Annotated in this window: 13 protein-coding genes and 1 tRNA gene; 7 read left to right on the forward strand and 7 right to left on the reverse strand. The window is 59.3% G+C overall.

The annotated features are described in order from the left end of the window. Positions 1–33: 33 nt before the first annotated feature. The gene (locus V7Z56_RS11245; RefSeq protein WP_334129550.1) at positions 34–825 is read right to left on the reverse strand and encodes an enoyl-CoA hydratase; all 792 of its coding nucleotides are present in this window, start codon (positions 823–825) and stop codon (positions 34–36) included. A gap of 299 nt (positions 826–1,124) precedes the next feature. Here V7Z56_RS11245 and typA point away from each other — a divergent pair, with 299 nt between their 5' ends. Further along, positions 1,125–2,945: a translational GTPase TypA gene (gene typA, locus V7Z56_RS11250; RefSeq protein WP_334129551.1), complete on the forward strand. Its 1,821-nt coding sequence runs from the start codon at positions 1,125–1,127 to the stop codon at positions 2,943–2,945. 65 nt (positions 2,946–3,010) lie between these two features. Here typA and V7Z56_RS11255 read toward each other — a convergent pair whose 3' ends face one another. The 3 genes from V7Z56_RS11255 to V7Z56_RS11265 all read right to left on the reverse strand — a co-directional run bounded on the left by V7Z56_RS11255 (position 3,011) and on the right by V7Z56_RS11265 (position 8,737). Next, positions 3,011–6,241 (reverse strand): hypothetical protein, encoded by a 3,231-nt coding sequence (locus V7Z56_RS11255; protein WP_334129552.1) that lies wholly within the window; start codon positions 6,239–6,241, stop codon positions 3,011–3,013. A gap of 112 nt (positions 6,242–6,353) precedes the next feature. Continuing rightward, positions 6,354–7,496 carry a CaiB/BaiF CoA transferase family protein gene (locus tag V7Z56_RS11260; protein ID WP_334129553.1) on the reverse strand — a complete coding sequence of 381 codons (1,143 nt, stop codon included), beginning with the start codon at positions 7,494–7,496 and terminating at the stop codon, positions 6,354–6,356. A gap of 74 nt (positions 7,497–7,570) precedes the next feature. Beyond that, positions 7,571–8,737, reverse strand: coding sequence for an MFS transporter (locus V7Z56_RS11265; protein ID WP_334129554.1), 1,167 nt, complete (start codon positions 8,735–8,737; stop codon positions 7,571–7,573). 166 nt (positions 8,738–8,903) lie between these two features. On the opposite strand from V7Z56_RS11265, the gene V7Z56_RS11270 reads away from it, so the two are divergent. The 4 genes from V7Z56_RS11270 to V7Z56_RS11285 all read left to right on the forward strand — a co-directional run bounded on the left by V7Z56_RS11270 (position 8,904) and on the right by V7Z56_RS11285 (position 11,372). Next, entirely contained in the window at positions 8,904–9,740 is an 837-nt protein-coding gene (locus V7Z56_RS11270) for a hypothetical protein (protein WP_334129555.1), read from the forward strand. Positions 9,741–9,773: 33 nt separating this feature from the next. Continuing rightward, positions 9,774–10,646, forward strand: a complete 873-nt coding sequence (locus V7Z56_RS11275; protein ID WP_334129556.1) for a mechanosensitive ion channel family protein — start codon at positions 9,774–9,776, stop codon at positions 10,644–10,646. A 97-nt stretch (positions 10,647–10,743) separates the two neighbouring features. Then, a complete protein-coding gene (locus V7Z56_RS11280; RefSeq protein WP_334129557.1) occupies positions 10,744–10,887 on the forward strand; it encodes a hypothetical protein in 144 nt (47 codons plus the stop codon). A gap of 26 nt (positions 10,888–10,913) precedes the next feature. Then, positions 10,914–11,372, forward strand: a complete 459-nt coding sequence (locus V7Z56_RS11285) for a DUF3237 domain-containing protein (RefSeq protein WP_334129558.1) — start codon at positions 10,914–10,916, stop codon at positions 11,370–11,372. Between the two features lie 34 nt (positions 11,373–11,406). Here the strand turns inward: V7Z56_RS11285 and V7Z56_RS11290 are convergent, their stop codons facing one another. After that, positions 11,407–12,018 carry a hypothetical protein gene (locus V7Z56_RS11290; protein ID WP_334129560.1) on the reverse strand — a complete coding sequence of 204 codons (612 nt, stop codon included), beginning with the start codon at positions 12,016–12,018 and terminating at the stop codon, positions 11,407–11,409. A 330-nt stretch (positions 12,019–12,348) separates the two neighbouring features. Here V7Z56_RS11290 and V7Z56_RS11295 point away from each other — a divergent pair, with 330 nt between their 5' ends. Beyond that, the gene (locus V7Z56_RS11295) at positions 12,349–12,891 is read left to right on the forward strand and encodes a hypothetical protein (RefSeq protein ID WP_334129561.1); all 543 of its coding nucleotides are present in this window, start codon (positions 12,349–12,351) and stop codon (positions 12,889–12,891) included. Positions 12,892–13,332: 441 nt separating this feature from the next. Here the strand turns inward: V7Z56_RS11295 and V7Z56_RS11300 are convergent. Together V7Z56_RS11300 and V7Z56_RS11305 are read right to left on the reverse strand one after the other, a co-directional pair. Continuing rightward, positions 13,333–13,409, reverse strand: a tRNA-Val gene (locus V7Z56_RS11300). A gap of 104 nt (positions 13,410–13,513) precedes the next feature. After that, entirely contained in the window at positions 13,514–13,885 is a 372-nt protein-coding gene (locus V7Z56_RS11305) for a response regulator (protein ID WP_334129562.1), read from the reverse strand. Between the two features lie 118 nt (positions 13,886–14,003). Here V7Z56_RS11305 and V7Z56_RS11310 point away from each other — a divergent pair, with 118 nt between their 5' ends. Next, positions 14,004–14,879, forward strand: coding sequence for an N-formylglutamate amidohydrolase (locus tag V7Z56_RS11310; protein ID WP_334129563.1), 876 nt, complete (start codon positions 14,004–14,006; stop codon positions 14,877–14,879). The last annotated feature ends 2 nt before the right edge of the window (positions 14,880–14,881 follow it).

The raw sequence follows: 14,881 nt of genomic DNA on the forward strand, positions 1-14,881 counted from the left end.
CGATGCGCCGCCGCTCTCCCCCATTATTTCTTATCAGCGGCCGTTGAATTCCGGCGCGCGCTTCTCGACGAACGCCGTCGCCGCGCCCTTGTGATCCTCGGTCTCAAACGCGCGGATCATCTGGTTTGCTTCCCAGTCGAGCACGTCGGTGAGGGTGCCGTGGGAGGCCGTTGCAATGTTCTTCTTCATATAGCCGATGGCAACGGTTGGCAGGGAGGCGAGACGTTTGGCAAGCGCCGCTGCCGCCGCCGGGAGTTCCGCCGCCGGAACCGACTTGTTGACGAGGCCGATTGCCTCCGCGTCCTTGCCCATCAGCACATCCGCGAAGAAATAAAGCTCCTTCGTCTTTGCTTCGCCAAGCATCTTGGTTACGAAATAGGAGCCGCCGAAGTCGCCCGACAGGCCGACCTTCGAGAAGGCCGTCGTGATTTTCGCCTCATCCGCCGCGATCCGCATATCGCAGGCCATGGCGAGCGAAAAGCCCGCCCCGGCCGCCGGCCCCGGAATGACCGCGAGGGTCGGTTTCGGCATCTCATAAAGCGTCGTGCACATGCGCATCCGGTTGCGCAGCTCCTGGATACGGTTGTTCAGATCGACCTTCTCCCCGGCCTTGGCGGCAAAGCTCTTGACGTCGCCGCCCGCCGAGAAGGCGTCGCCTGCTCCCGTCAGGACAACCGCCCGGACGGATTTATCCACAGCGAGCCGCTCGAACGTCGCCGTCATCTTCGCCATCATATCAGGCGTGAAGGCGTTGCGCGCCTCGGGCCGGTTCATGGTGACGGTTGCAATGCCGTCTTCGATTGTTTCCAGAAGGACATCTGACATGTTTTTTTCCTTAGTTTTTGGTTAGCAATGAAAGCTGCGTTCGGCAGGATGCGGCTTGCGGCAGGCACCGACAGCGTTGTGACTAATTCCCTGAATTCTTTTTCCGGCATCGTGACACCCTTTAAAATAATTGGCAACCACCCACATTACAGAAAACGGCCGCACGCGCGGGCGTCTGCACCCTCTCACCGCCCGCGCAATGGCGGCGAGAAAAATTGTGCGACTGCGAAAGGATCGCTTGCCAATCACGCGACGACCTGTATACTGCGGCGCTCTTTTTCTCAGGCGAAGAAAAATTTATGGAAATTCGGAACGTCGCGATTATTGCCCATGTCGACCATGGGAAAACGACCCTTGTGGATGGTCTCTTGAAGCAGAGCGGCACCTTCCGCGACAACCAGAAAGTCGCCGAACGGGCCATGGACAGCAACGACCTCGAAAGAGAACGCGGCATTACGATCCTTGCAAAATGCACCTCCGTTGAATGGGGTGGCTATCGCCTGAATATCGTCGACACGCCGGGTCACGCCGACTTTGGCGGCGAGGTGGAACGCATCCTCAATATGGTGGACGGCGTCGTCGTCCTGGTCGATGCGGCCGAAGGCCCGATGCCGCAGACCAAGTTCGTGACGCAAAAGGCGCTCAGCATTGGCCTGCGCCCGATTGTCGTGATTAACAAGGCCGACCGTCCCGACGCCCGCGCCGATGAGGTGCTGGACGAGTGTTTCGATCTGCTCGTGGCGCTCGATGCAACCGAAGAGCAGCTCGATTTCCCGGTCCTCTATGCCTCCGCCAAGGAAGGCTGGGCCGTGACCGACCTTTCCGAGCCGCGTGAGAACCTGCACCCGCTGTTTGATCTGATCGTCCGCCATGTCAAGGCGCCGGACGTGGATGTAAACGCGCCGTTTCGCATGCTTGTCACGACGATTGAAAGCAACCCCTATCTCGGACGGCTGCTTACCGGACGGGTGGAAAGCGGTGTGCTGCGCACAAACGATCCGGTAAAGGGCCTCAGCCGCAAGGGCGGCAAGATTGAAGACGCGCGGATCAGCAAGATCATGGCCTTCCGCGGGCTGGAACGCGAGACCATTTCGGAAGCGCGCGCCGGTGATATCGTTTCCGTCGCGGGCCTCATGAAGACGACGGTCGCCGACACGCTCGGCACGCCAGACGAGACCGAGCCACTCGATGCGCAGCCGATCGATCCACCGACCATCTCGATGACATTCGCCATCAACTCCTCCCCGCTCGCGGGGCGCGACGGCGACAAGGTGCAAAGCCGCGTCATTCGCGCGCGCCTTCTGAAGGAAACGGAAGGCAACGTCTCGATCCGCGTTGAGGATAGCCCCGAAGCCGATTCCTATATCGTCTCCGGCCGCGGCGAGTTGCAGCTTGGCGTTCTCATCGAAACCATGCGCCGCGAAGGCTTCGAGCTTTCGATCAGCCGCCCCCGCGTTCTCTATCGGACCGGCGAGAACGGGGAACGGCTGGAGCCGCTCGAAGAAGTCGTTATTGACGTCGATGACGAATTTTCCGGGATTGTCGTCGAGAAGCTTGCGCTTCGCAAAGGCACGATGACCGATATGCGGCCCTCGGGCGGCGGCAAGACGCGCCTCACCTTCCTCTGCCCGACGCGCGGCCTCATCGGCTATCACGGCGAATTTATGACCGACACGCGCGGCACCGGCATTATGAACCGGCTGTTTCATTCCTATGTGCCGCATAAGGGCGAGATTCCGGGACGGCGGAACGGCGTTCTCATTTCCAATTCGGCCGGCAAGTCTGTTGCCTTCGCGCTCTGGAACCTCGAAGCACGTGGCTTCTTCTTCATCGGCAGCGGCGTTGACGTCTATGAAGGCATGATCATCGGGGAGCATAACCGGCCCAACGATCTTGAAGTCAACGCGCTGAAGGCCAAGCAGCTCACCAATATTCGCGCCGCCGGCACCGACGAAGCGGTGCGGCTGACGACGCCGCGCAAGCTCTCGCTCGAGCAGGCGATCGCCTATATCGATGATGACGAGCTGGTGGAAGTGACGCCGCAGAATATTCGCCTTCGCAAACGCCATCTCGACCCGAACGAGCGCAAGAAAGCCTCGCGCGACAAGATCGCAAGCTAAGCAAAAGGGGGCCCAAGGCCCCCTTTTTTAATAGACATGGAATGTGCGCGACAATGGCGCCTGCGCTATTCCAGCCCTTCCAGCGCCTCCTGCAGCAGCAGGTAGACCTTGCCCACATCGGCGGTGATAAAGGCATCCGACAGAAGCTCGGAATGATCGACATTGCCGGCTTCCGTCATAATTTCGCGGAACTCGGCGACATACTGATCGGCAAAGCGGCGGAAATCCCCGCTGTCGCGATAGCGGGCGCGAATTTTCTCCGCATCGCGCGCCTTCAGGAGCTTGCGGGTGAAAATCCCCTTCTCGCCCTTGCGATAGCGGCGCCACAGATCCTCGGACAGGCTGCTGTCAAGGATGCGGTTGAGATCGATCGTCAGGGAGTTCAGATTCTCCATGATGAACGCCGTCGACTTCATGAATTGCTCGTTGCGGGTGCGGCTTTTCTTCTCGGCCAGCCGGTCCGCCTCGAGTTTCGCTTTCGCCGCCGCCGTCGTCAGGCTCATCATTTGTTTTTCGATCCGCTGGCCGGATGTGCTGGCCTCTTCCGCCGCCGTCTCGGCCGCTTTCCTGAAGGCCTCGCTTTCGCTCTTCAAAAGACCGGCAGACTGGTTGAGCTTCTCCTCCACCTGACGGATAGAGAGAGTGAGCCGCTGCTGCTGCGTTTCAAACTGCTCGCCGAGGAGACGCGCGCTCTCATTGGCCTTGGCGGTGAAGCGGATGAGGTCCTCGGCCTGCCCGTGGAACAGCGCCGCGGCGTTGGAGCCTGCGGATTTCACCTGCTGGCTCGCATCCGAGATTTTCGCGGTCACGCGGTCGAGATCCTCATGGATATGGCGACGCGCTTCGTCGATTTCCGTCTTGTGCTTGGCCAGCGCGCGATCGGCGTACTGAATGCCCTTGATCATCAGTTCGCTCGCCTTGGCAAGTTCGATGGAGCGGCGGTGGAACCGCTCGGTCGCCTCGGAGGCCTGCTCGACGGAGCTGTCGAGCATATAAGAGCGCTCGGAGAGCGTTTTCTCCACGGTTTCCACCTGCTCGGTAAGCTGCCTTGCGATATCGGCGAGCGCCTGCGTCTCCTGCTGGAGGATCTCCTCCATCGCCTCGGCATGGTTCTTGGCGCGGACGGAAATATCGGCAAGCTCTTCCATATGCACCTTGGCAGAGCCGCTCGCCTCGCTGATATGCGAGAGCGAGGTGCGGGTGACGTCGGCAAGACGGCTGCCCTGACCTTCTGCGCGCGCCGCCGCCTTGTGGAGTTCCTCTATATGCGTCGTTGCCTGATCGCCCATGGCGCGAAGCTCGGCGGACGCGCGTTCGGCAGTCTTGGCAAGCTCGGCCGTTTGTGAATAGGCCGCTTCGCCGGACTGGCGCGCCTGCAAGGTCGCCCGCTCGGCCGTTGCCATAAAGTCCTGATGATAGCGGATCGTCTCCTCGATCGCGGCGGCAAGCTTGCTCTTGGAGTAGTCTGCGCTCGCGCTGATCTCCTTCTGCTGCTTGACCAGCGATTCACTGGCGGAGACAAGCGTGCGCGACACCTTGTCGGCGCTGACTTCCATATCGGTGCCTTCTTTGCGCAGCTCCTCCCCGGCTTCGCGCATCCGGCTCGCCATCGCGTCGGAGATTTCCTTCAGCCCCTCGACCTGCCGTTGCAGGCCGCCGCCAATCTCCAAGATGCGGTTGTTTGTCTCAACGCTCGTCCGGTTGAGCAGGTCGAGATCTTTCTCCAGCCGTCCGCTGATCTCGCGCGACATATCGAGGATCTGCTGCGATGCCTGTTCAAAAACGGCGATCTGGTTGCGAAGCTGTTCCTGGATAAGGGTCGTCCGCGCGCCCGTCGTCTCGGACGCATCATTGAGAAGGGCGGCGTGACCGGCCAGCTTTTCGCCAAGCTGATCGGCATTGCGCAGGGATTTCTGTCCCGCTTCATCGAGCAGCGCCTGCCCCTCGCGGAGCTTCTGATCAACTGCGTTCAGGCTCTCGCTCGCCGCCGTTAAAATCGTATCAAGTGACAGGGTCTCGTCCTTCAGCTTGCGGCTTGAGAGCAGCATCTGCTCCGTCATTTCGCTTGCCCGGAGGGACAGTTGCTGCGTGCTCTGCTGCACCTGCTCGGCCGAGGTACGCGCGCCCGTCTCCGCCTCGCGCGCCATCTGGAGCAGACCGCCTTCGCGGCTTGCAAGCTGGTCGAGCGCCCGCTCGACTTCCGCCATACTGTTGGCGAGCGTATTGCGAAGCGCCGTGAGACGCGTTACGCCCTCATCGCTCGCGATGCTGAGATCGGTCGTGCTTTGCAGCAGGATATCAGCGGTTTTTGCAAGCTCGGCCGACGAGGATCGCGAAATTTCCTCAATTTCCTGCCCGCGCTCCCCAAGCTTCGCCGCGCCCTCATCGAGCTTCGCGCGAAGCCGCTCGGCCGCGCCTTCCAGTTGGATAATCTCGGCGCCCAGCGCCTCTTTAGCGTCGGTGGTATTGGCAAGGGTCCGGGAGGCATGCGTGAATATCTTCTCGCTGATCTCGGCCAGCAGGCGCGCAATATCCTGCGACTTCGTATCGGCAGCGGCGATCGCCCTCTCCAGTGTCCCGATCTGCGCCGTCAGCGCCGCCTGCACCGCGATGCTCCGGCTCTCCGCGTCCCCAGCCGCCGTCTCAAGGCGGCTCGACTGCACTTTGATGGCGTCGTTCAGCCGCAGCCCCTGTTCATCGATCCGCTCGATCAGGTCGCGGACATGCGCTTCACGCGCCTCCAGCTCCGTCTTGAGACGGTCGGATGTCTGCAGCAGGTTGTCGGCGGCGACCCCGGCGGAGGTGCCCTGTTTCTCCAGCGCGCCGGTCACTGTCTCGATCCGGGTTGCGGCCGCGTCCGTCGATGTCTGAAGCGCTTTTGAATGCCTCTCCAGCGCTTCGGTAAGACGGGCGACCCGGGCTTCCGCTTCCGCACTCGGATAGCCGAGGCTGGCGAGGAGCTGGTCGAGCGCGTTGCCCTTGAGGCGCGCTTCCATCCCGCGGTTGAAATACCCCAGCAGCAGCCATAAAAATGCAAGCGGCGCGAAAGCGCCGAGCAGCAGAATACCAAGGTCGAACGGTGCGAGGGTGAGGATCTCGGGCCAACCGATTCTTGTCCAGATGTAAGCGCCTGCGGCGACAAGCCAAGCGATAGTCAGCACAACACCCGCGCCAAAGAGTTTGGCAGCTCCGGACAAGCCTTTGTTTTCTGTCATTTTTTGCGGCACGCTAATATTCTTCGCCGGCAGCACATTCTCGCCGCCGCGAACATCGATATTCTGATGTTTTTGTAACATCACCCCTCTCCTACCAAACTCACAGAGAAAGGTTCCGCAAAACCTTTCCGGCGTCAAGTTTTCTCATCCGCCGGAAAGGCCGGTAAGATCACGAAAATGCGTGCAACAACACTTACTTGATGACGCCCTGTTTGGTCAGATCGTCAATCGTTTCCGCGGCAATTCCCCAGTCGAGCATGGCTTCACGCGTATGCTCACCCGGCAGGCACGGCGGGCGCTGGATCGTTGCCTCGGTGCGGCTGAAGCGCGGCGCCGGTGCCGGCTGGACGACCCCTTCATATTCGACGAAGGTCTTGCGATGCACGTTGTGCGGGTGCTTCGTCGCTTCCATGATCGAGAGGACGGGCGCGTAGCAGACGTCGGTGCCGAGCATGATCTCGTCCCACTCGTCACGGGTCTTGCTCTTGAACACCTCGGTCAGGCGGGCCTTGATGATCGGCCAGCTCTTGGGGTCAAGCTGCGGCGGCAGATCTTCCTTGTCAAGGCCGGTGCGCTCCAGCAGTTCCTTGTAGAATTTCGCTTCGATGGAACCGAGCGAAATATGTTTCCCGTCGCGGGTCTCATAGACATCGTAATAATGTGTGGCGCCATCGAGCAGGTTGACGCCACGCTCATCCTTCCAGTGACCGGCGGCCATCATGCCGTAGAACATGGTCATCAGCGACGCCGCGCCGTCAACCATTGCGGCATCGACCACCTGCCCTTTGCCGGACTTCTGCGCTTCAAGCATGCCCGCAACGAGGCCAAGCGCGAGATAGAGCGCGCCGCCGCCGAAGTCGCCGACGAGGTTAAGCGGCGGAACCGGCGCCTCCCCCTTGCGGCCAATGGCATGCAGCGCACCCGAGAGCGCGATATAGTTGATGTCGTGACCGGCAGCGTTGGCCATCGGGCCTTCCTGACCCCAGCCGGTCATGCGGCCGTAAACCAGCTTCGGATTGCGCTTCAGCGCGTCATCGGGGCCAAGGCCGAGCCGCTCCATCACGCCGGGGCGAAACCCTTCGATCAGCGCATCCGCCTGCTCGATCAACTTGAGAACGACTTCCCGTCCCGCATCCGTCTTCGTATCGACGGAGATCGAGCGCCGGCCGCGCATCAGAAGGCTATTGCGAGAGGTCGGCATGCTGCCGAGCCCCGGATCTGCCAGCCGGTCGATACGAACGATATCCGCGCCGAGGTCCGCGAGGAGCATGGCGCACATCGGTCCCGGCCCGATACCACCCATTTCAACGATTTTATATCCCGCTAATGGTCCCATTCTTATCCCTTTTCTTAAATTTTAAGACCCGTATTCGTGGCCAATCTAAACTGAAGCCGTTTCGACTGTCATCCTTAATCTATCGAGGCGATCTGTAAAGTGCGGAGGCGCAGGCAGATTAAAATAGCGACGAGGCAGCTTAGCGCCATAAAGAAATAGGCGCTCCCGCCAAAGGCGCTGTAGAGATATCCCGAGAGCAGCATCTCGCCGCCCATGATGAGACCAAGGGAAACGGCCGTGTAAAGACCCTGGGCGCGCGCCGAAAGCTCGACCGGGATTGCCGTGCCGATCATGCGCATGGCGCCAAGATGCGCGGCGGCAAATGTCACGCCATGCAGCATCTGAACGCCAAGCAGGACGGGAACGCCGGGCGTCAACCCCATGATGACCCACCGGATCGCCCCCGCAACCCCACCAAGCAGCATCAGTTGAACCGGGCTGAACGACGCAAAGAGGCGCTTTGAGAAAGCGAAGAGCAGCACTTCGACCACGACGCCCTCGGCCCACAGGAAGCCGATCATTCCGTCACTCAATCCCTGCTGCTGCCAGTGCAGGGTGCCGGCGCTGTAGAGAACGGAATGGCTGCCCTGGATCAGGCCGCAAGCGATCAGGAATATCATGAACGGGCGATTTTCGAGCAGCAGGCGAAAGCCCTTCGCGCCTTCATGACGCCGCGCAACGCTGATTTCCGGCAGCATCACACAGCAGAGGAAGAGCAGCAGATACGCCACCGCAAGCAGCACCGGGATGAAATCGGGAGACCGGTCCGTCATCACCAGCCCGCCGGCGTAGGCGCCCGCAATAAATGAAATCGAGCCCCAGAGACGGATGCGCGCATAGTCGATATTTCGTGTCCGGGCGAGCGTCAGCACGAGATTGTCGCCAAGCGCGGTGAAGGAGGTGATAAACACCCCGATCGTGAGCGCGAGAAAGAAAATCTGCCAGAAGCCGTCGACGAAGAAATAAAGCTGGAACAGGCCGAGACAGAGGGCGGACATGAGGACAAGCGGGGCGCGCCGGCGACCGAAATAATCGGCGATGGCTGTCATAACAGGGGTTATAAGAATTTTCGCCCAGATCGGGGCCGACAGCACGATGCCTATTTCCCCGGCGTCGAGCCCCATATGCGACAGCCAGACAGGCCAGAAGGGCAGCTGAAAGCCGACGATCAGGAAAAGCGCGATATAGAAAGGCACAAGCCTGAGCGCCAGTATGAAATCAGCCGAGAACAAAGGGGACACGCTCAACGCCTTTCGTCTGCGAGAAGGCCTATCTCTAGATGCGCCTTCGCCGTCTGTAAAGCGCCCGGCGCGACGCGGATAATCAATTGCGTAACATCGCATTCTCTGGCTAAATGACGACGAGCAAAGCGCAAGGGGAGCGCAACCTTAGGGAAGAGGTCGAAACATGGGCAAAATAATCGGCGGCGTCATTGTCGCGCTAATTGTCATCATTGCTGTCGCGGCCGGCGTCTTTTACTTCAATCTCGACAGGGTGATCGTCGCGGGCGTCAAGGAATACGGCTCCAAGGTGACAAAAACCGACGTCGTGCTTGAAAATGTCGACCTTGATATCTTCGGTGGCAAGGTCGCGCTCACGGGATTCAGCGTCGGCAATCCGGCCGGCTTTTCGCAGGATCCCGCGATCCGCTTCGACAGTGTGTCGGTCGATGTGAATATCAGGGAGACGAGTGACAAGGTCATCCATATCCGCGAGATCCGCATCGATAATCCGGCGGTCCTCTATGAGGTCAACCGAACAACCAACAACCTGACGGCGCTGCAGCAGAATGTCGACGCCTTTATGAAGGAACACGGCCTCGCCGGCGGGGAGCAGAAGGCGGAAAGCTCCTCTGAAGGGCCGAAACTCATCATCGACAATCTTTTCGTTACCGGCGCAATGGTTTCCGTGCGCGCCCCGATGCTCGCCGGGCAAAAAATCGAAAGCGGCGTACCCGCGATCCATCTTGCGAACATCGGCAAGGATGACGGCGGCGCGAGCCCCGGCGAGGTGGCCGCGCTGCTCATCGACCAGCTCACCGGCCAGACGATGAATGTGCTCGAAACGCTCGGTATCGGCAAAAACCTCGATTCGCTTCTCACCAATGCCGGCGACCTCGTCAATAAATCAGGCATCGGCGCGGCCGCGGGCAAAGCCGGCGATGCGGCAAAAGACATCACGAAGGGCGCGGGCGATGCACTCGGCGGCGCCGGGGGCGCGGTGAAGAAACTGTTCGGCAACTGAGCGCACAAGTAATCACACGATCAGAATAGACAGATGGACACCGTAAACGACAATATTGAGACCGTCTCCTACTGGGTCGAGCTTGCGACCGAGTTCGCCGTCAAATACGGCTTTCAGATTCTCGGCGCGATCGTCTTCTTGCTGTTCGGCCTCGTTGTCGTCAACTGGCTCGGCAATCGGCTGATCGCGCTGATGCTGCGGCGGAATATTGATATTACGCTCTCGCAGTTTATCGGGAGCGCTCTCAAGCTCGCGCTTGTCGTCCTTTTGATCATTATCACGCTCGGCAATTTCGGGGTCAGCATCGCGCCGCTGATTGCGCTTGCCGGCGCCGTCACCTTCGGTGCGACGCTCGCCCTGCAGGGACCGATCTCCAACTTCGGCGCGGGCGTCGCCATCATCCTCACCCGCCCGTTCGTTGTCGGCAACGTCATCACGGTCCGCGGGGTGAGCGGCGTCGTCAATAAAATCTCGCTCGGCATGACGTTTCTCACCGGCGAGGATGGCGAACAGATCGCCGTTCCGAACAAGGAAATTGTCGGTCAGGTTATCGTCAACTCAATGGAAATGCGCATCGTCGAGAGTCACTTCTGCATTCCCGCCGATGAAGACCCGGCGCGCGTCGTCACCCTCGTACAGGACGCGGTTGCTAAAATCGTTACCGATAAAACACCGCAGCCGCCACAGGTCGGCATTCAGGATTTTACCTATGGCGGCGTCGTGATCGGCGTGCGCGCCTGGGTTCCGGGTCTCAAATATTTCGAAGATCGCTATAACATCAACGCCGCGATTTACAGGACGCTGAAAGAGAATAAAATCGAGTTGATGAAGGTGGCGACCGGAAGCCTTGCCCTGCCGCAATTGAACGAAGGGAACGGATCGGCCGTACCGCCCCCGACCCTCTGAGAGACGGCGCCCGGGGTCCCCTCGCGCAGTGGGGGATGCCATAAGGCGGCAATCAAGGGCCACCAGATCGCGACACTGAAAAGCGAGGAGACTATTAATGAAATATCTTGTGATGATCGGGCTTTCGCTTTTCCTGGCGGGCTGCGGATCAAGCTTCTCGATCAACAATCCGAATCCATACAGCACCTATAACTACGACATGTCGAGTTGTTGCGAGCAGGGCAATATGCCGCGCTATTAATTGAAAAACAAAAAGAGGGGGAGACGATGCAGGAAGTCAGGCTGACACATGCGTTCGACATGCGGCTTACAGTGGAAATGCCGCCGCTAAATCTTGGCGAAACAGCGATGGGCGGGCGCGTGATCGCGACGGTGACGGGCGGCGAGATTACCGGCCCGCTGCTGCAGGGGAAAGTGCGCGGCGGCGGCGACTGGCTGCTCACGCGTCCGGACGGCGTCACGCAGCTTGACGTGCGGCTCACTATTGAAGCGGCGGACGGCGCCCTCATTTACGTTCGCTATGAAGGCTTCCGCCACGGCCCGGCCGATGTAATGGCGCGGCTTATGGCGGGCGAAGCGGTGGATCCGTCGCTTTATTATTTCCGCGCCCAGCCGCGCCTTGAAACATCCGCGCCGGCGCATCTTTGGGTGAACCGCCACCTCTTCATCGCAACGGGTGTGCGCGAGCCGGAGGGGCCGGTCTACAGCGTTTACAAGGTGGAATAGCAACAGGGCCGACGGCGGGCGGCTATTTAGTTAGCTATTCGCAGGAACCATCCCACGGAATAGTGACAAAGGTCGTCTTGCCGTTGGCACCCGGAAAATCCCTGAACAGCGCATCGAGAATCTCATCGAACACGCCCGCCACCGTCGGGCAGTGACCGGTCGACTGCGCCCGCCCTTCATAAATCCGCGGCGGCGCATCCACCCCGGCATACTTCCCCTCGATTATCTCAAGGGCGATGAAGCGGTTATATTCCACCCACGTGCGGGTATCGTAGCGGCGGTTGAAGGTGCCGCCATAATAGAAAGGGCTGCCGTAATAACCGAGACCGAAGGTCGGCGAGGAAGTTGTCGCCGAATAGGTTTCGGTCCCGTCGACGCCATAGGAGACCTCGGCGATGTAATCGGGGTTGGCGATGTCTTCAACGACGGTAAAGCCGACATGGCGCAGCTTCTCGGCAATTTTGGGGCGGTAATTCAGGAATTCGAGGCTTGTTTCCCTGGTTGGCGGGCTTGGGCGAATGACAATTGTCTTGCCGCCCGCCGCCTGCAGCTCCGGCGTATGAAAGGCGGTTACATTGGCATCGATGCTCGGCGCGGCGCATCCCGCCATCACAAGAAGGGTAACCAGCAAGACGAATATTCTCATCTCAATGTCTCCTCAACCGAGGGCGCGTCCGTTTAATATGGCCGCAAAAATGCGCCTCTTCAACCATTGGGCGAGGCGTAAAATACGCCACGCGGAATTTTAGCGCATTAACCATACAGCCGATAGTTTTTTACTTGAGCTCATAAATTTGCTATCATTCGCATCAGAATTTTGGTCGCTGCAACAGCTGTAGCGACAACGACCAGACAACGCACCCGTTCCATCCGCCGCAAAAAAGGCGGAGCCGGACGAGGTCGTAGCCTGGTTGACCGGCATATATATTCCGCTCAGAAAATATCAGTTTCTGGGCAGCATTAAGGCAGTCTCGAAATGAAAGTGGACCTTGTAGGCAAGCCGGCGTTTCTCTCTGATGTCAGATACGGAGACCTGTTCTATACCCAGTTCGAACGGGCTATCTTCCCCTGCATCAAAGCATTCCTCGTTATGAATGATGCGGAGATTCTTGATTATGCCGTGACATTCATGCCTTCCGATCGCGACCGCACATATCTGCCCCGGCTGCTCGAGGAAAAGGGCCTGCAGAACAAGACCGTCTATTGCGTCGCCGACACCTCCTTCAGGCCGCTGATCTCGGAAGCAACCATGCTAATGGACATCGGCTACTGGCCGAAGCCCGGCGACGTTATCGAGAGCCCGGAGGCAACCTATCTGACGATCAAGTCCGGCCGGATGCCGCACAAGCTCATCTATCTGAACGTCGCAACGGGAGAACTTGTCACTACCCCGCCGCGGGCGCCTTTCACCTTCGTCACGGACTGGAAAATCACCCTCGACCAGCCGCAGGGAGAGCAGACGCTGATCCAGTTTCCGCTCGGCAGCCCCGTGCTGCTCCGCAACGCCGTGGTCCAGTAGCAGGCATCACGGCCATTCGCCTGCCTGTCGGGGCAATTGTTACGCAGGTCGTCACAGAAGGTTGTCGTCGCTCGAAGTCCCGCACCATCTATCCCGAGGTTCTGAAATGCCAGATTCAAAATCGCCGCAATCTCGTGGTCTTTTTCATCCGCCATTGACCGCAGAGGAACTGGCGCGCGTGCCCTATGAAGTACTGGCAACACATTTGTCCCAACTTGTGCTTCAATATGCTCGGCCGCAAGATCCGCAAAATCAGACGCCCGAGCCGGATTCTCCGCCACGCATACTCCCTCTCCAGCCGCTCGATACCTCATTTCCTCCGCGAGATACCCAGAAGAAAACTCCGTAAATAGGGTCTGCCGTCCCGGATCTCTTGCAGCCACGGCGCGAAGGTTCCCAGCAAAGCTGAGCTGGATTATTGATATGTCAAAGGTTTGGGAATGGTGGGCGTAACAAGATTCGAACTTGTGACCTCTGCGATGTCAACACAGCGCTCTAACCAACTGAGCTATACGCCCTTGTCCGCAGGAAGTGCGGCAGGATTTGGCGACTTATAATGTGCCGCGGTGGTCATTGCAAGCCTAATTGTGACCCTGCAAACAGAAAGAAGGGCACGCGCTCATCACGACAGAGCCCTGTCTTCGAGCGCATTGCGGACGGCCTCCACGAGCGAATTGAGATGAAACGGCTTCGAGAGCACCTTGCTGACGCCATCCACCGTATTCAGCGCCTCCATCGCGACAGCCGAGAAGCCCGTAATGAAAATAACCGGCAGGTCCGGCGCCTTTTCGCGTGCATGGCGGGCAAGCTCGATGCCATTCATTCCCGGCATCACGAGATCCGAAATCAGGATATCGAACTCGGCGGCGTGAAGCGCGGGCAACGCTTCGTCGCCATCGCTGAAGGCCAGCACCTCATGGCCGGCATTTTCCAGGCTGCGGGCCAGAAACGGCCGCAGATTGTCGTCGTCTTCAGCAAGTAAAATACGGGCCATTGCGAAATCCGCACAATTCTCATTAAATAGGCTCGCGAGTTAGACTATACTATCGGACGTGGCTGACAATAAGCTACGGGATATTTTTCTCGCGCGCCGAGAGGAGAACATCTTGGATATGACGGCCCTTGCATCCCCGCTTACCATTCAGTGGCCCGACGACTGGCGCATTCCGTTTGTCTTTTCGTCGCCCCACAGCGGCCGTGACTATCCGGATGATTTCATCAGAAGTTCCATGCTCAGCTTCGCAAAACTCCGCCAGTCCGAGGATTTTCTGGTCGATGAGCTGTTCTCAAGCGCGCCGCTATATGGCGCACCGCTGCTGCGCGCAGAGTTCCCCCGCGCCTATTGTGACGCAAACCGGGAAGCCTTTGAGCTCGACCCGCATATGTACACAACACCGCTGCCCGATTATGCCCTGACGGAGAGTCCGCGGCTTGCCAGCGGCATCGGGACGATCCCCCGCGTTGTCGGCGCAGGGCAGGAAATCTACGCGGGGAAACTCGATTTCAGCGAAGCGCAACAACGCATCAATCAATGCTATTTCCCCTATCACCATGCGCTTCGCCAACTGCTGGATGAGGGGCGCCGGAAATTCGGCTTCGTCTATCTGATCGACTGCCACTCGATGCCCTCAACGGCCTGCACGGAGACCGGCGGCAGATCGCGGTTTCGGAAAAGCCGCCCCGATATCATTCTTGGTAACCGCTATGGCACGTCCTGCGGCGCCCAGCTTTTCAATAGCGTGCTCAGCCGTTTTGAAAGTTTCGGCTACCATGTCGGAATAAACACGCCCTATGCCGGTGGCTTCATCACGTCACACTACGGCCGGCCGGACCGCCATGTGCAGGCACTTCAGATCGAAATCAACCGCGGCCTCTACATGAACCAGAACAGCCTGACCCCGACCGCCGGCTTCACCCGGCTTAAACAAAATCTCGACCAGTTTATCTCGGAACTGAGCGCGGACTACCGTTCCCTCCTGACAGCGTAACC

It is taken from the genome of Sneathiella sp. (assembly GCF_036844445.1).
GTDB lineage: Bacteria > Pseudomonadota > Alphaproteobacteria > Sneathiellales > Sneathiellaceae > Sneathiella.